This window comes from Paenibacillus sabuli, assembly GCF_014705605.1.
GTDB classification, from domain to species: domain Bacteria; phylum Bacillota; class Bacilli; order Paenibacillales; family Paenibacillaceae; genus Paenibacillus_D; species Paenibacillus_D sabuli.
The window spans coordinates 1-15,892 of record NZ_JACXIZ010000075.1 but is presented as its reverse complement, the minus strand read 5'-3'; the positions used below and the strand labels follow the sequence as shown (position 1 = coordinate 15,892).

12 protein-coding genes and 1 pseudogene are annotated in these 15,892 nt (G+C 62.2%); 4 read left to right on the top strand and 9 right to left on the bottom strand.

Features of this window, described 5'->3' with window-relative positions; translation table 11 throughout:
• Positions 1–675: 675 nt before the first annotated feature.
• The 6 genes from IDH44_RS25610 to IDH44_RS25585 all read right to left on the bottom strand — a co-directional run bounded on the left by IDH44_RS25610 (position 676) and on the right by IDH44_RS25585 (position 7,872).
• Entirely contained in the window at positions 676–3,099 is a 2,424-nt protein-coding gene (locus IDH44_RS25610) for a hypothetical protein (protein ID WP_190921665.1), read from the bottom strand.
• A gap of 178 nt (positions 3,100–3,277) precedes the next feature.
• A complete protein-coding gene (locus IDH44_RS25605) occupies positions 3,278–4,324 on the bottom strand; it encodes an LCP family glycopolymer transferase (protein ID WP_190921664.1) in 1,047 nt (348 codons plus the stop codon).
• Between the two features lie 21 nt (positions 4,325–4,345).
• Positions 4,346–5,728, bottom strand: a complete 1,383-nt coding sequence (locus IDH44_RS25600) for a sugar phosphate nucleotidyltransferase (protein WP_190921663.1) — start codon at positions 5,726–5,728, stop codon at positions 4,346–4,348.
• A gap of 38 nt (positions 5,729–5,766) precedes the next feature.
• Positions 5,767–6,489 carry a sugar transferase gene (locus IDH44_RS25595; protein ID WP_190921662.1) on the bottom strand — a complete coding sequence of 241 codons (723 nt, stop codon included), beginning with the start codon at positions 6,487–6,489 and terminating at the stop codon, positions 5,767–5,769.
• Complete coding sequence (galU, locus tag IDH44_RS25590; protein WP_190921661.1) at positions 6,486–7,391, bottom strand: UTP--glucose-1-phosphate uridylyltransferase GalU; 906 nt, start codon at positions 7,389–7,391, stop codon at positions 6,486–6,488. Before galU ends, IDH44_RS25595 begins: the two co-directional genes overlap by 4 nt.
• Positions 7,392–7,428: 37 nt before the next feature.
• Positions 7,429–7,872, bottom strand: coding sequence for a hypothetical protein (locus tag IDH44_RS25585; RefSeq protein WP_190921660.1), 444 nt, complete (start codon positions 7,870–7,872; stop codon positions 7,429–7,431).
• A gap of 238 nt (positions 7,873–8,110) precedes the next feature.
• Between IDH44_RS25585 and IDH44_RS25580 the strand changes: the two genes are divergently transcribed.
• On the top strand, positions 8,111–8,479 hold the full coding sequence (locus IDH44_RS25580; RefSeq protein ID WP_190921659.1) for a helix-turn-helix domain-containing protein: 369 nt from the start codon (positions 8,111–8,113) through the stop codon (positions 8,477–8,479).
• A gap of 18 nt (positions 8,480–8,497) precedes the next feature.
• Here IDH44_RS25580 and IDH44_RS25575 read toward each other — a convergent pair whose 3' ends face one another.
• Positions 8,498–8,644: a hypothetical protein gene (locus tag IDH44_RS25575; RefSeq protein WP_190921658.1), complete on the bottom strand. Its 147-nt coding sequence runs from the start codon at positions 8,642–8,644 to the stop codon at positions 8,498–8,500.
• Between the two features lie 441 nt (positions 8,645–9,085).
• Here IDH44_RS25575 and IDH44_RS25570 point away from each other — a divergent pair, with 441 nt between their 5' ends.
• Both IDH44_RS25570 and IDH44_RS25565 read left to right on the top strand, forming a co-directional pair.
• Positions 9,086–9,499, top strand: a complete 414-nt coding sequence (locus IDH44_RS25570) for a VanZ family protein (protein ID WP_190921657.1) — start codon at positions 9,086–9,088, stop codon at positions 9,497–9,499.
• 103 nt (positions 9,500–9,602) lie between these two features.
• A complete protein-coding gene (locus IDH44_RS25565) occupies positions 9,603–9,749 on the top strand; it encodes a hypothetical protein (RefSeq protein WP_190921656.1) in 147 nt (48 codons plus the stop codon).
• A gap of 122 nt (positions 9,750–9,871) precedes the next feature.
• On the opposite strand, the gene IDH44_RS25560 is transcribed toward IDH44_RS25565, so the two are convergent.
• Both IDH44_RS25560 and gltB read right to left on the bottom strand, forming a co-directional pair.
• The gene (locus IDH44_RS25560; protein ID WP_190921655.1) at positions 9,872–10,063 is read right to left on the bottom strand and encodes a hypothetical protein; all 192 of its coding nucleotides are present in this window, start codon (positions 10,061–10,063) and stop codon (positions 9,872–9,874) included.
• 358 nt (positions 10,064–10,421) lie between these two features.
• Positions 10,422–15,026, bottom strand: coding sequence for a glutamate synthase large subunit (gene gltB, locus IDH44_RS25555; protein WP_190921654.1), 4,605 nt, complete (start codon positions 15,024–15,026; stop codon positions 10,422–10,424).
• 518 nt (positions 15,027–15,544) lie between these two features.
• Between gltB and IDH44_RS25550 the strand changes: the two are divergent.
• Positions 15,545–15,892: pseudogene (locus IDH44_RS25550) on the top strand (hypothetical protein); the annotation flags it as partial.

Here is a 15,892-nt window from a genome sequence, read left to right as displayed (position 1 = left end):
GTTGCCTACTAGCTACAGGGCAGCTTGGTCTTTACCCCGACTGAACTTCCATCAGTTAGCCAGGCCTAGCTTTGCTAGGCGCGCAACGGACATGAGAGACGCTTAGGATCCTTCACGAAATAACCAAAGACAGCTCATCCATCAGGCGGGCAAACGGACGCACCTCAGCTAACGGTTGCCAGCGCGCTTATTTCGATCAATTTCAGGCGATTTGATGACCGTTACAGCCACGCATGCGTTCGATTCAGGCGCTAAGCATCGCTGGTGTCCGTTAGAGTTGTTCCGATGCTCCATCGTTCCGATGCTTCCCCTCACTTCTGTCGTGCGGATTCTTTACACTGGGGTCTGGTCAATTCCATCGTTTTGCCGATTTTTTTGCTTCGAATAGATCCAATACGTATCTACAATTTTTATAATGATACATATTGTAACAATTCACTTCTTCACTGTATTACACCGATCGACGCCTGTCAAGGCGCAACGGGACAGACGGCGAGCCTTTTTTTCGGGTGATCCGCCCGGGCGCGACGGCCGGGCCGGCACACATCGCGCTGCCTGACCCACCGCGCTAGTCGGGGCCGGCTCACGCCGCATTACCAGACCCCCGCGCGCTAGCCGGGCCGGCATACGGTGCCAGCCGGGCCGGCCCACGCCGCGCTACCTGACCCGCGCGCGCTAGTCGGGCCAGCGCACGCCGCGCACGTCATAGTCCCAGCGCGGCCATACGTTGCGGATCGCGCCGCCGATCAGCTCGGCCCGCACGCCATCGTGCACGGCCAGGCCCGGCAGCTCGACCCGGACCCGCTCGCCCGCGCCGGCCCTGAGCTCGACCGCGCCCGACCCGCTGCGCTCGGGGTACGGCCCCCAGGTCACGCGCACCGTGCCCGCTGCGTTGGTCGTGAAGACCAGCGCCGCCGTGCCATCTCCGCCGCCAAAGATCAGCTCCGGCGACTCGAGCAGCGGCTGCGTGCCGCGCTCCTCCACCATCAGGAAGCGCGGGTAATCGACCGTCGGCAGCCGCACCGTGAGCTCCGAGGCGCTAGCGCGTACGACCTCGACCTTGAGCGTGCGGTCCAGGATCGGATCGTAGGCGTAGACGCGCGCGCCCGTGCCGGCGAGATTGGCGATCGTCGCCTCGTACGTCTGCGTCGTCATCGCATACCGACTCGCGTCGAGCAATTCCGCCGCGGGATTGCGGACCGCCGTCACATCGCGGGTCACGACATAGTAGCCGATCGCGAAGCGGCGATCGGTCAGCTGCAACGGCAGCATCGCGAAGTCGTCGCGCTGATACACATCGGGGTACTGCGGCGTGCCGTTGCCCTCCAGTACGAGCTGCGGCTCGTGCTCCACCAGCCGCGTGAGCTCCAGCGGGCGCGGCGTCTGGATCGACTCGCCCGGCTCCAGCAGCGCGTCCACTCGGGCCATCGCCTGCAGCTGCGGGCCGATCTCGGCACGGACGCGGGCCGTCAGCCGGTAATCGTCGGCGGCCAGAGCCGTGAAGAAGGCGTCCGGCAGCACGCCGAACCGCGTGTCTCCCCCCTTGGCCGCGTAGAGGTAGAGCGCCTCGACGCCCTTGTGCACGGAGAAGAGGTACGTGCGCAGCGTCGTCTTCGTCGCGAGCCCGTGCAGCAGCGCCGCCAGCTCGGGCGCATCCAGCCCCACCTGCGCTTCCTCGGCCAGCCGGCGCGCCAGCGGCTCGCGGTAGAAGTTGGTCTCCGTCATCCACACGCCGGGCGGGCGTCCGTCTCCCGGATGGGCGTAGCGATAATGCTGACCCCACGGACCGGGGAAGGGCTGCAGGTCGCGCACGATATATTCGGTCCGGTAGGCATAGTACCAGCTCTCGGGAAAGGCCATCGTATGCTCCGGGACGTATGGCGCCGCTGCGATCTCGCCATCCGCATCGAGCAGGCGGTCCGCTCGCACGAGCGGATTGTCCGCATTGATGATCGATCGTTCCGGCTCCCAGCCCGTATAATAATGGCGGCTGAAGCCGTGCTGACCCGGCCAGGCCTGCGTGCCGTTGTCCCACGGCCGCTGATTGGCAAAGCCATTGACCACCCGCACGCCCGCCAGCTCGTCGCCGCGCTCCAGCACCTCGTCCAGCGTCAGCGGGTAGAGCACCTCCGCCCCGCTCGCCGTCTTGCCGTCCCGGCTGTAAGTCACCGGCCCGTCGAACGCGAGGTCCGGCTCGTAGTAGCGGTTGATGTCCAAAAATTCGCTGCCGAACGACAGCTCATTCCACACCTCCAGGTCGAATCCTGCGTCCGCTGGGTCCGGGCTGTCCAGCACCTCCTTGACGAGCGTCGTCACGGTGCGGACGTACTGCACCCACCCGTCCAGCGTCTCCTGCGCGGCCGGGTACGGCTCGCCGCCAGCCAGCGTCGCGCCGGACAGCGGCTGCACCCGCAGCTTGGCCAGACCGAGCGGTCCGGCAGGCAGCGCCTTGGGCAGCGGCGCAGACAGCGTCAACGTCCCGCTGTCCGCATCGACCGCCGTAATAACCGGGAACATCAGCGGCCCCTGGCCGCTCAGCCCGGTGTAGCGCGGCACGATGCCGCGTACGTCGTCGATCGCGAGCTCCGTAGCGCCGGCCGCGGCCGGGGCGACGAGGCGCACCTGCCACTGCTTGGCCGGCGCGGGCAGGCCCGAGTTCGCATTGAGCAAGATTAGCGGCCGTATGCCGTACCGCCGCAGCGCCTCCAGTCTCGTCCGCACACTGCGCTCCTGGCCGGCTTGCAGACGCGCCGGCTCGTCATAATCCAGCGCCCCCCAGCCGATCTCGATGCGCGCGGTCTTGATCCCGGCTTCGGCGAGCACCTGGGCCGTCGCGTCCGCTTCCTCCGGACGGACATTGAAGCCGATGCCGAGCGCCGCGCGATAGCGGCCGACATCCCATGTATCCATATAGGCACGCCACGGGGCGTAATAGATCGAATTATACCCGAAGGGCACCTCCTGTTGGCGTGCATCGGCATAGGGGGCTTCCAGTTCGACCTTCTCTACCACCGGCTCCTGCAAGACGCGTCCTCCTGTCAGCAGCATGGCCAGCGCCAACATCAGCGTCAACACCCATCTGACATACGGCGTTCTCATCACGAATTCCCTCCCGGCCGACTCTGCCGCCTACTGCTCGGGCGGAGAGCCAGAGTCTATCAGTCATACGCCAGTATATGAGAGATTGCGTGAAGTCGTGCCAAGCCCTGACACTTGCTCCGTCGCCCAACGGCAACAAGCCCGGAGGCTGCCGGAAGCCTGCCGGGCGCCGCGCCATTTAGCGCAGCTGATCGGCGAGCAGCCGCCGCACGCGGTCGCGCTCCTCGCGGGTCACCTCGTAATACCAGATGCCGTCGATCGTACGGCCGCGCCCCGCCAGCTCCGTGGTCTGGACATCGCGGAGTCGGGCGCCGTAGTCGAGCGCCAAGCCGCGCATCGACGCGAAGGTCAGATTCGTGCGGACGTGATCCCCCGCCGCATCCAGCAGCTCGCCCGTGCGGCCCAGCGTCTCCAGCGAGACGAGCCGCTGCAGCAGGCGCTGGAGCAGCTCGCGCTGCCGCGCATTGCGCCCGAGGTCGCCGCGCGGATCGTCCCAGCGCATCCGGGCGTACATCAGGGCGGCTTCGCCCGTCAGCTCGATCTCCCCGGCCGCATAGTGATAGCCTTCGAAGTCGAAGGCAAACGGATTATCCACCCGCACGCCGCCGAGCAGATCGATCAGCTCGGCGAAGCCCTCCATATTGACCTTGACATAATAGTCGATACGCTCCCCGACGAACCGCTCCACCGTACGCACCGCCATCTCCACGCCGCCGAAGGCATACGCATGATTGATCTTGTCGAGCGTACCGCGTCCGACCAGCTCGGTCCGCGTATCGCGCGGAATGTTGAACATCAGCATCGAGCCGCGCGCCGGGTTGACGCCGAGCACGATCATCGTGTCCGAACGACCGCGGTCATGCGCCCGTTCGTCGACACCCATCATGAGCACGGTGAACGGATCGCCCTCCTCCGGCGAAGGCTGCGCCCGGGCCTCGCTGGCGAACGCGAACGGCCCGGAGACCGGCTCCGCCGCGCGACCCGCGCTCTCGCTCTGGCCGCTGCCTGCCGTACCGAGACCGCCCCCCGCTTCGATGACACGGGTCGGCTGCGGTATCGCCGCATAAGCCAGTGGCGGCTCCGCCGGCGCCAATGGCTCGTACATCCGTGCCGCCGCTCGCTCCGCCTGGCGATACACCATCCAGCCATAGCCCGCAGCCGCAGTCGCGCTCAGCAGCAGCGCGGCCGCCAGTCCCAGCAGCAGCCGCTTGGCGCCGCGTCTCATTGTTGGCCGCGTCCCCATCCGTCAGGCCGTACGCGTGCAGCCGTCGACGATCTCCGGCCACGTCATGCGCAGGCGCGTGATATCCTCCTCGACCAGCTCGCCGCCGCGCTGCACCTCGATGAATTCGAGATCGCTCGCGGCCCGCACGCTGTGCCGACTGCCGCGCGGGATCTGCAGCACGTCTCCGGGACGAACGGCGAGGATCCGCCCGTCCAGGACGCACTCGCCTTCGCCGGAGAGGATCGTCCACACCTCGCTGCGCTTGTCGTGATACTGATAGCTGAGATTGCAGCCCGCGCGCACCCAGATGCGCTTGGTCAACACCTGCGCGCCACCGTCATACGTCACGTGGTCGATGACGCGGTAGTGGCCCCAGCGCCGCTCCTCGTACATCGGCCGCCCTTCCAGCGCGCCGACCAGCTCCTTGATGCGCGGGCTGGCCGTCTTGCTCGAGACGAGGATGCCGTCCGGACTCGTCACCACCATCGCATCGGGGAGACCCAGGACCGCCACGGGAATATCCAGTTCGTTGATCAGATGCGTCCGCACGGAATCCGCCGAGACGACGCCCTTGCCGACGATCCGGTGCTTCATCTCGCCCGACAGGGTATTCCAGGTCCCGAGATCGCGCCACGGCCCTTCGTAGGGCAAGACGACCGCCTGCTTGACCTGCTCGGCTACCTGATAATCAAAGCTGATCGCCGGCAGCTTGGCATACTGCCGCGCCATCTCTTCGTATTGAATGGGCAGGTCCATCGCGATCAGCAGATTGATCAAATAATCCAGCTTGAAGGCGAAGACGCCGCAATTCCACAGCGCGCCCTCCGCAATCAGCCGCTCGGCCTCGGTCTCGGACGGCTTCTCGCGGAATTGCCCGACCGCAAGCGGCCCCGACGAGGCCTCCGCGATCCGGGAGCCGACCGGTTGAATATAACCGTACTTCTCCGAAGAATACGTCGGCCGCACGCCGATCAGAGCCAGCTCGGCGCTCGTCTCCTCCAATGCCCGGTCCAGCTCCTGCAGGCGTCCGAAGAAGTCCGCCTCTACGTACGGATCGACCGGCATGACGACGATGGTCTCGCCGAGCGAAGCGCCCTCGATTGCATACAGATAGGTCGCGGCCAGGGCGATGGCAGCGAACGTGTCGCGGCGGGCCGGCTCTACCACGAGACGCGGCGCTCCGCCGAGCTGGCCGGTCAGCACCTCCACCTGCGACCGGCTCGTCGCGATGTACGCCTGCTGCTGCAGACCCGCCGCGCCGAGCTGCCTCCACACCCGTTGCACCATCGATTCGGGCATGCCGCTCGGATCCTCCAGCACCTTGAGGAATTGCTTGGAACGCGCGTCATTGGACAGCGGCCACAGCCGCTTGCCCGAGCCGCCGGACAACAGAACCACCCTCATGCCGATCCCTCCATTTTTCTTCCATTAATATACAACCGTTAATATGCATCTTTCGAGCCGAGCAACATTCGCAGTGTACGCAGCATAATCCAGATGTCCTGCCGGATGCTGCGAGTGCGGATATACGTCAGGTCCAGCTCCACCATCTCCGCGAAGCCGAGCCGGCTGCGTCCGCTCACCTGCCACAGGCCGGTGCATCCCGGCGTCACAGCCAGACGCTGCATGTCGTAAGCTGTATAAGCGTCCACCTCGCGCGACAGCGGCGGCCTCGGACCGACGAGGCTCATCTCTCCCGTCAGCACGTTCCACAGCTGCGGCAGCTCGTCGATACTCGTCCGACGGATGAAGCGGCCGATGCGGGTAATGCGGGGATCATCCTTGATTTTGAACATGGCGCCGCTCGTCTCGTTGTGCGGCATCAGCTGATGCAGCTGTGCTTCGGCGTCCGCGACCATCGAGCGGAACTTCAACATCCGGAACGGGCGCCCGTCCTTGCCGATGCGCACCTGCCGAAATAACACCGCGCCGTGCGGGTCCTCCAGCTTGATGCCGATCGCCACCACCAAGAACAATGGGGCCAGCACAATCAGACCCGCGATCGAGCCGCCAACGTCGAGGAGGCGCTTGAGCGCCAGATAGACCGGCAGCGCTGTCTCGCCCGCCTGCGATGCGCGCTCGGCCGGGCCCCGCTCCCCCGTGTAATACCTCCCGCGCGCGTCCGCGGCCATCTCGCGCTCGCGTCCCGGGGCTGGCATGCTCATGCGCCCTCACCCTGCCTGTGCGACGTCGTCAGCGTCTCGCGTCCGACGAGCTCCTCGAGCGCATGCAGCAGGGGCGCACGCAGATCGGCGTGACACAGCGCGAATTCGACCGAGGTCAGAATGAAGCCCAGCTTCTCGCCCACATCGTAGCGTACGCCCTGGAAGTCGTAGGCATAGACACCGGTCGTCTCGTTCAATTGCTGAATCGCGTCGGTCAACTGGATCTCCCCGCCTCTGCCCGGCTGTTGCCGCTCCAGGTGAGCGAAAATATCGGGTGTGAGCACATAGCGTCCCATGATCGCCAGATTGGAGGGCGCTTTGCCCGGCGCCGGCTTTTCCACGAAGCGCCGCACGCTGTAGAGCCGGCCGTCCGATTTTTGGGGATCGACGATGCCATAGCGATTGGTCTGCTCCGTCGCAACGGCCTGCACCCCGACGACCGAAGCGCCCGTGCGCTCGTATTGCGCGATCAATTGGCGCGTGCATGGCTGCTCCGCTTGTACGATATCGTCCCCGAGCAGTACCGCGAACGGCTCATTGCCGATGAAGCTGCGCGCGCACCATACGGCGTGTCCGAGGCCGCGCGGCTCTTTTTGCCGAATATAATGAATGTCGACGCCGGACGATTTGCGCACCTCCCGCAGCAGCTCCAGCTTGCCCTTCTCGTGCAGGCTCTGCTCCAGCTCGAAGGCATTGTCAAAATGATCCTCAATCGCCCGCTTGCCCTTGCCAGTTACGATGATGATGTCCTCGATGCCCGATGCGATCGCTTCCTCTACGATGTACTGAATGGTCGGCTTGTCGACAATCGGCAGCATCTCCTTGGGCATTGCCTTCGTCGCCGGCAAAAAACGTGTGCCTAGACCGGCTGCAGGAATAATGGCCTTTTTCACTTTTTTCATCCCACTCACCCTATCCATCGTCTATATTTGTAAAGCGTCAAACCCTTCGCTTGGCGGCCCGCCAATAGAGAACATGAAGTTCGTGGCGCTGCGGCAGTTGCTTCAGCAACTGCCCATTCAGCGCGGCGGCGAGCCTGTTCCTGTCAGAACGCTCGCGCTCCGTGTTGGAGCCATGCTGCAATTCGTAGCGATACAAATTGTCGTATCTCCGGCCCCATACCACATGGCCGACGAAGCAAAAAGCCGTATCGGCCAGACGCGCTTCCAGCCGCAGCTTACAGGGCCGACCGAGCGGAATCGAAAGGCTCGTCTCAAACACAGCCGCTTCCATGCCCACGCTGCGAACCAATACCCGGCGGCTTGAGGAGGATGGGCACATGCCGTTTAATTCATGTATACTAAGAGATGCTGTAATCGCCGGATGCAGCGTCAGCTGCATCGGACGCCGGTAGGGACGCCACGAGGGGCTAAGCGGATTCATCCTTCACTTCCTTCAACGCCAGTCGCCACATCCGGTCTAAAACAGACGAAAATCGGGCAAACTAGCCTACATATATGATACAAAACGTATCATCTTTACGCTTTACTTTACGATACAGATCGTATCATGTCAAGCGATAAATTTTAGTTTTTTCGTTGTTTGCGACGTTTTGTTTCATTTTATGATTTTCTTGCTTTTCCGTATTAATATGGATTTATATTCGGTTGGGGGGGTACAAATGAACACTGGTGAGCGTATTGCACAACTCCGGGATGAGAGGGGATGGACACAGGAACAAACCGCCACAATGCTGGGCATTTCGCGGGCGGCCTTGTCGCATTACGAAAAAAACCGGCGTGAGCCGGATACGGAAACGTTGTCCAAATTTGCGGATTTGTTTCATGTCTCGATTGACTTTATCGTGGGACGCACCCGTTCTCAAAATACTTTGCTTGATCCCGAGGTACGCGAATTTGTTGACGAGCTCGAACTGTCGGATCAGGATATTCTGTCCAAGTTCGCGCTGACCATTGACGGCAAACAGCTGACAGCAGAAGAAGCCCGACGTTTTATTGCATTTGTGCGTGCTGAACGCAACATGAATTAGGAAAGGGGGGCCTGTAATTTAATTGGATTTGAACTGCTTGTGCAATGCGGTCAATAACTCGACCGCTTGCTGCTCTTTTTCTAATCCCAATTGCTTCAACACTACGCGTACATCCAGCGGAATACGCTCCGGCTTGCAGCCTTCCGCCTTCTTCTGATCGCCCATGCTCCGCTCCAACTCCTTAATCGATGTCCCTCTATGACTCACGTTCTATATTTACGTTCCTATGTAGACTCGTCCGATTATAGTGGATCGGGGTCCGCTCTTCCCCTTTGACACTGATCCCTTGTACACGCATGCGGCACTATATAACTGCTATTATAGCCTTCCCCCCGCTTGGAATTTGTCATAAGCTCGTTGTCGAATGCCGTTTTTTTTGGCGAGTTCTGTCGCCTTCTTGTCGACCCTGTCGGATTCATCAGCCCGCCCACTTCCAGTCGCCAGCCAATCTCTTCATTCCATCAACCCATTCATTTCCGACCGCCCCCCCTCTCTTCATCAACTAGTCAATCTCGCCGCTTCGCGTTATACTTGCTACTAACCCGCCCGCTCCTATCGGACAGTGCGGACGCTATGCCACACTCGATGCAGAAAGGCGGTCTTCGCGTGCTGAGAATCCTCACCGGTATCCTGTGGGCCTTGCTTTTATTTGTGTTTACCTGCGCGATCAGCTTTCACCGCCTCGTCTACGACTTTGAACTTTTTTTTGTTTTGCAGCCCAACCCGGACTGGATGGACTTTTTCAAACTTCAAGACTTTGATGTATCGGATTCGGAGTGGATCCTGCGCAAGCTGGGTCATATGGCGGGCTTCTTCATCCTCGCGCTGCTGCTGGGCAATCTGGGGCGCAACCGTTGGGGAGTCTATGCAGCGATACTCTATGCGCTGGCAACCGAAGTGATGCAGTTATTCTTTTACCGGGGAGGGCGGTTATACGACGTGCTGATTGACACAGCCGGCATCTTGCTCGCAATATGGCTAAGCAGACGTTGGTCTGGACGAGTTACCGCGAGGTCCTGACAATTCTCTGCTTGACGGATAGACGAATTTTTCCTATAGTTAGGTAAATGATACGATACGTATCATTTAAATACGCCTACACCGGAGAAATGAGGTGACCTTCATGCGGAGCTATACAAAACCGGCTGTACTGCTGCACGAGCAAGTAAAATTCGAGACGCTCATTTCCTGTGATCCGCCCAACGTCGCTATCGACGCATTTGGCAAGCCGATCTGCCTGCGTCCGGACGAGACCTGGTTTCCCAGATAATACGGCGACCAAGAGGACTGCCGACCGAGCAGCCGCTCGGCGGCAGTTTTTCGAATGGAGAGGCTCGAAAAACGACACAAATACGGCACCAAGAGCAGTCAATCTGTTTCGCTTGTAACAACCTAAATATACTGCATCCTTCCTAATTTAGGCAATAGTACGACATAGCCCCGTCCATATTCCCAGCGCGCCGCCAATCGCGCTTTTTCGCTATTTCCTGCGCGTGTTTTTCCGATTTCGCCTGCATGCCCGCTTGCCTTTTGGACATCTGCTTCCAGACTCACCCGCCATTTGACATCCTTCTGCTGCTCCATTCCTACCTTTGGCCTAAAAACACCTCCCTGCGACAGTTGCTTCGCGACTCCAAACGGCCTGCTCAAGTAAGCGATAGACGATACGCGCACAAACCGGCTGTAACGGGTCAACTATAACGGTTGGACTGTGGCGCCGGGCTGTAACGGTTGGATTTTGACGGACACGGGAGCCGCTTGTATACGCGAGATCATCCGCTCTCTATCAAAAAAAGCCGCACCGCGGGGAGGCAATCCCGCGATGCAGCTTTTTTTATCATTCGACTCCGTACTTTTTCGTTGCCGCCAACCGCCGAGTTCTCGGGACAACCGAGTTACCGAGACAGCCAAGTTGCCGGGCAACCGGCTAGTGGCCGACGATTTAATTGCCGCCGACCCGGGCCAGATCGCGCATGTTGGCTTCGAAGGCGGCCAGCAGCGCTTCGTCGCCCTGCAGTCCGCTCTCTTCCATCTTGCGAATTTGCTCGAGCATGCGCTTGTAGTCCTTCGGAATGACCTTGATGAAGCGGTCCAGCTCCGTGTCCCAATTGTCCAGCACACGCTGGCCCGGCACGCTGCCCGTGTAGGCGACGTGACGCTCGAGCAGGCCGCGCAGCGCTTCGATATCCGCCTCGTCCTCCACTTGCTCAAGCCCGACCATCTCCAGGTTGCAATGCTGGTAGAACTGACCGTCCTGGTCGTACACATAGGCGATGCCCCCGGACATGCCGGCCGCAAAGTTGCGGCCCGTGCCGCCGAGAATGACGACCTTGCCGCCGGTCATGTACTCGCAACCGTGGTCGCCCACGCCCTCGACGACGACGGAGGCGCCGCTGTTGCGCACCGCGAAGCGCTCGCCCGCGATACCGCGGATATACGCCTCGCCGCCGGTCGCGCCGTAGATCGCAGTATTGCCGATAATGACGTTCTCCTCTGCGGCAAAGGTCGCGCGGCTGTCCGGCTTGACGATCAGCTTGCCGCCGGAGAGGCCCTTGCCGACGTAGTCGTTGGAGTCGCCCTCGAGCGTCAGCGTGATGCCCTTCGGCACGAATGCGCCGAAGCTCTGGCCGGCCGAACCGCTGAAGCGCAGCGCGATCGTATCCTCCGGCAGACCGGCCGCGCCATAGCGGCGCGTCACCTCGCTGCCGAGCACGGTGCCGACGACGCGATTGGTGTTGCAGATCTCGAGCTCGCCGGTCACCTTCTCCCCGCGCTCCAGCGCAGGGGCCGCCAGCGGCAGCAGCTCGCGCACATCCAGCGACTCATCCAGGCCATGATTCTGCTCCTGAACACAGTAGCGGGCAGCCTCCGCCGCTACGTCCGGCTGATGCAGCAGCGGCGCCAGGTCGAGGCCCTTTGCTTTGTAATGCTCGATCAGTTGCTTCGTCTCCAGCTTGTCGACGCGACCGACCATCTCCGGCAGCGTGCGGAAGCCGAGCTCGGCCATGATCTCGCGCAGCTCCTCGGCGACGAAGCGCAAGTAGTTGACGACATGTCCGGGGTCGCCCATGAACTTCTTGCGCAGCTCCGGATTCTGCGTCGCGACGCCGACCGGACACGTATCGAGCTGGCAGACGCGCATCATGACACAGCCGAGTACGACGAGCGGCGCGGTGGAGAAGCCGAATTCCTCGGCGCCCAGCAGCGCCGCGATCGCCAGATCGCGGCCGTTCATCATCTTGCCGTCGCATTCCACGACGACACGGTCGCGCAGGTTATTGAGCATCAGCGTCTGATGCGTCTCCGCCAGACCGAGCTCCCACGGCAGTCCGGCGTGACGAATCGAAGCGAGCGGCGAAGCGCCCGTGCCGCCGTCGTAGCCGCTGATCAGGATGACGTCGGCGCGACCCTTGGCCACGCCAGCCGCGATCGTGCCGACGCCGACCTCGGAGACGAGCTTGACGTTGATGCGCGCACGCGGGTTGGCGTTTTTGAGATCGTGAATCAGCTCCGCCAGATCCTCAATCGAGTAGATGTCATGATGCGGCGGCGGCGAGATGAGGCCGACGCCCGGCGTCGAGCCGCGCACTTCCGCCACCCACGGATACACCTTGCGTCCGGGGAGCTGTCCGCCCTCGCCCGGCTTGGCGCCCTGGGCCATCTTGATCTGAATTTCGTCGGCATTGACGAGATAGTTGCTCGTCACGCCGAAGCGGCCGGATGCGACCTGCTTGATCGCACTGCGCCGCGAATCGCCGTTCTCGTCCGGGGTGAAGCGATTGGGGTCCTCGCCTCCCTCGCCCGTATTGGACTTGCCGCCGAGCCGGTTGAGCGCGATCGCGAGGCTCTCGTGCGCTTCCTTGCTGATCGAGCCGAACGACATCGCCCCGGTCTTGAACCGCTTCACGATCGCTTCGACCGGCTCGACCTCCTCGAGCGGCACCGACTGCCCGTCCTTGCGGAAGGACAGCAGCGAGCGCAGCGTCAGATGCTTCTTGTCCTCGCCCTGCACGAGCGCGGAATATTTCTTGTACAGCTTGTAGTCGTTCGCGCGCGACGCCATCTGCAGCGTGTGAATCGTCTGCGGGCTGAACAGATGGTCCTCGCCGTCCTTGCGCCATTGGTACTCGCCGCCGGACTCGAGCTCCATCACCGTGCCTTCCTTGCCCGCGAAGGCGCGGCTGTGCGCCTTGAGCGTCTCCTCGGCGATCACATCAAGGCCGATGCCGCCGATCCGCGAGGCTGTCCAGGTGAAGAATTCGTCGATCAGCTCCTGCTTGAGACCGACCGCCTCGAAGATTTGCGCGCCGCGATACGATTGGATCGTGGAGATGCCCATCTTGGACAGGATTTTGATGACGCCCTTGGTCGCCGCTTTGATATAGTTTTTGACCGCCTTCTCGTGCGAGATGCCCTTGAGCATGCCTTGGCGGATCATATCGTCCAGCGTCTCGAACGCCAGATACGGATTGACCGCGCTGACGCCGTAGCCGAGCAATAGCGCATAGTGGTGCACCTCGCGCGGCTCGCCCGATTCGAGCAGCAGGCTGACCTTGGTCCGCGTGCCCTGGCGAATCAGATGGTGATGCAGCGCGGATACGGCCAGCAGCGCCGGGATCGCCGCATTGTCGTGGTCGATGCCGCGGTCCGACAGAATGATGATATTATGCCCTTTTGCGACGACGCGATCAGCCGCCTCGCACATTTCTTTGAGCGCGTCTCGCAGCCCCGCCTCGCCCTCAGCCGCCTTGAAGAAGATCGGCAGTGTGATCGACTTGAAGCCGGGGCGGCGCACATGGCGCAGCTTGGCGAAGTCCTCGTTGGACAGCACCGGCGTATCGAGCCGGATGTGGCGGCAGCTCTCGGGCTCCGGCAGCAGCAGATTGCGCTCCGGTCCGATCGTCGTGCTCGTCGAGATGACGATCTCCTCGCGGATCGCGTCGATCGGCGGATTCGTCACCTGGGCGAACAATTGCTTGAAGTAATTGTACAGCCGCTGCGGACGCTCCGACAGCACGGCCAGCGGCGCGTCGAAGCCCATCGAGGCGATCGGCTCGACGCCGCTGCCGGCCATCGGCTCGAGCACCTTGCGCAGGTCCTCGAACGTGTAGCCAAACGATTGCTGGCGGCGCTGGACCGTCTGATGATCCGGCTCCGGCAGCTCCGGCGCGTCCGGCAGCTCGCCGAGGCCGATCAGATGCTCATCCAGCCACTCGCGGTACGGATGCTCGGTCGCGATCGCATGCTTCACCTCGTCGTCGCTGATGATGCGGCCTTCCTTGGTGTCGACGAGCAGGATGCGGCCCGGACGGAGGCGGTCCTTGTACAGAATATCGGCGGCGTCGACCGGCACCGTGCCGGCTTCCGAGCCGAGGATGATCGTATCGTCCTTGGTGACGTAGTAGCGCGCCGGACGAAGTCCGTTGCGGTCGAGCAGCGCGCCGATCTGCGTGCCGTCGGTGAACGCCATCGCCGCCGGCCCGTCCCACGGCTCCATCAGCGTGCTGTGATATTCGTAGAATGCCTTCTTGTCGTCGCTCATGCTCTCGTGATTGGCCCACGGCTCGGGCACCATCATCATCGCCGCATGCGGCAGCGAGCGGCCGGCCAGATACAGGAACTCGAGCGTATTGTCGAACATCGCCGTATCCGAGCCGTCGGGATTGATGATCGGCTTGATCTTCTCCAGATCCTCGCCCAGCAGCGCGCTCTCGCAGAGCGTCTGACGGGCGTGCATCCAGTTGACGTTGCCGCGCAGCGTGTTGATCTCGCCGTTGTGGATCAGATAGCGATACGGATGCGCGCGCTCCCAGCTCGGGAACGTGTTCGTGCTGAAGCGCGAATGCACGAGCGCCAGCGCCGTAACGATCGTCTCGTCGGACAGCTCCGTGTAGAACGAGCGTACCTGCTCGGTCGTCAGCATGCCCTTGTAGATGATCTTCTTGCTGGAGAGGCTGGAGAAGTAGAACATCTCCCCGCCCTCCATGCCGGAGTAGCGGATCGCATGCTCCGCGCGCTTGCGGATGACGTACAGCTTGCGCTCGAACGGCAGCTCGCCCTCCAGCTCCGGATTGCGTCCGATGAACACCTGACGGACATACGGCTTGGCCGCCTTGGCCGAGTCGCCGAGCTTGGCGTCGTCGGTCGGCACCGTGCGCCAGCCGAGCAGCGTCTGCCCTTCCTCGGCGATCATCTCTTCCAGGACGCGCTCCTGGGCGGCGCGCAGCGCTTCGTCGTGCGGCAGGAACAGCATGCCCACGGCATAGTCGCCCTCCTGCGGCAGCTGGATGCCGAGCGCTTCCAGCTCGCGGCGGAAGAAGTCGTGCGGCACCTGGATCATGATGCCCGCGCCGTCGCCGGTATTGGCTTCGCTGCCCTGGCCGCCGCGGTGTTCCATATTCTCCAGCACGGTCAGCGCCTGGCGGATAATCGTATGGGATTTGACGCCTTTAATATTGGCCACGAACCCCATGCCGCAGGCGTCTTTTTCGAATTGCGGATCGTACAGACCTTGCTTCGGTGGCAAACCATAATGCGTCTTGTTCATGTTGTGCTACCTTCCTATCAAAAAAATTTTCGTTTCGCGCGTCCCATGCCCCCCGGTCAATCCTCGCCCGTGTTCGCGCCGGCTCTGCCCGGCTCCCCTGACGTCAATGCTTGGCTGATAATGGGATCGAAGCGCGCAGCGTATATCGGCCGTGGCAGCCGGTGAACTACAGCTTGGAAGACGCACCCTGCTCCCGCGAGCGGATGCGGGAATAAGGCGGTGCGCCGATAAAAGCAGGGGCGGGCGGATCGCGGAAAAACTTCTTTAATTCCGTCCGTGTATCGCATAAAATGAAAACTGCGGACGCTTCATGTTACTTCGTGTTGAAGGACGCCCGCGCACATGACGCGCATTGTCATTATTCAACTATTTTAACATCCCCCCAAAACGATAGCAATTCAATATTTTTTATGGCGCTGATAAAGCGTCGGCTATCGCCGGCGCGAGCCGCCCTGCGGCCTGCCCTCCGGCGGGGATGAAGTCCTTGTATCGCTATTCTATCAGAAGGAAGTGAGACGATGTCTGGCAAGTTCAGGAAATGGTCGCCCGCGCTGGGCGCCATCGCACTCAGCGCGGCGCTGCTCGCCCCGCTGACGGCACCGGCGACCGCTGCGCCGCAGACCGGCGCACAGCCGCCGGCAGCCGCTCGCGCCGAGGCGATCGCGCCGCAGACGTACCGGATCGTCGGCATCGGCGATTCGCTGACCGCCGGGTACGAGCACGGCTTCACGCTCGATTCCGTGCCTTACGGCTACGTGGAGCGCGTCTACGAACAGGCGCTGTTCCGCGGCCGCTCCAGCTATGTCAATTATGGCCTGCTCGGCCTGCGCGCAGGCGGCCTGGCGCGCTGGCTGGACGCCGCCGCG

Coding starts and splice junctions, on each gene's coding strand:
- IDH44_RS25560 (WP_190921655.1), bottom strand. CDS start 10,063: ATGGAGCAGCAGAAGGATGTCAAATGGCGGGTGAGTCTGGAAGCAGAT.
- gltB (WP_190921654.1), bottom strand. CDS start 15,026: ATGAACAAGACGCATTATGGTTTGCCACCGAAGCAAGGTCTGTACGAT.
- galU (WP_190921661.1), bottom strand. CDS start 7,391: ATGAAAAAAGTGAAAAAGGCCATTATTCCTGCAGCCGGTCTAGGCACA.
- IDH44_RS25565 (WP_190921656.1), top strand. CDS start 9,603: ATGCGGAGCTATACAAAACCGGCTGTACTGCTGCACGAGCAAGTAAAA.
- IDH44_RS25595 (WP_190921662.1), bottom strand. CDS start 6,489: ATGAGCATGCCAGCCCCGGGACGCGAGCGCGAGATGGCCGCGGACGCG.
- IDH44_RS25610 (WP_190921665.1), bottom strand. CDS start 3,099: ATGAGAACGCCGTATGTCAGATGGGTGTTGACGCTGATGTTGGCGCTG.
- IDH44_RS25600 (WP_190921663.1), bottom strand. CDS start 5,728: ATGAGGGTGGTTCTGTTGTCCGGCGGCTCGGGCAAGCGGCTGTGGCCG.
- IDH44_RS25585 (WP_190921660.1), bottom strand. CDS start 7,872: ATGAATCCGCTTAGCCCCTCGTGGCGTCCCTACCGGCGTCCGATGCAG.
- IDH44_RS25580 (WP_190921659.1), top strand. CDS start 8,111: ATGAACACTGGTGAGCGTATTGCACAACTCCGGGATGAGAGGGGATGG.
- IDH44_RS25605 (WP_190921664.1), bottom strand. CDS start 4,324: ATGAGACGCGGCGCCAAGCGGCTGCTGCTGGGACTGGCGGCCGCGCTG.
- IDH44_RS25575 (WP_190921658.1), bottom strand. CDS start 8,644: ATGGGCGATCAGAAGAAGGCGGAAGGCTGCAAGCCGGAGCGTATTCCG.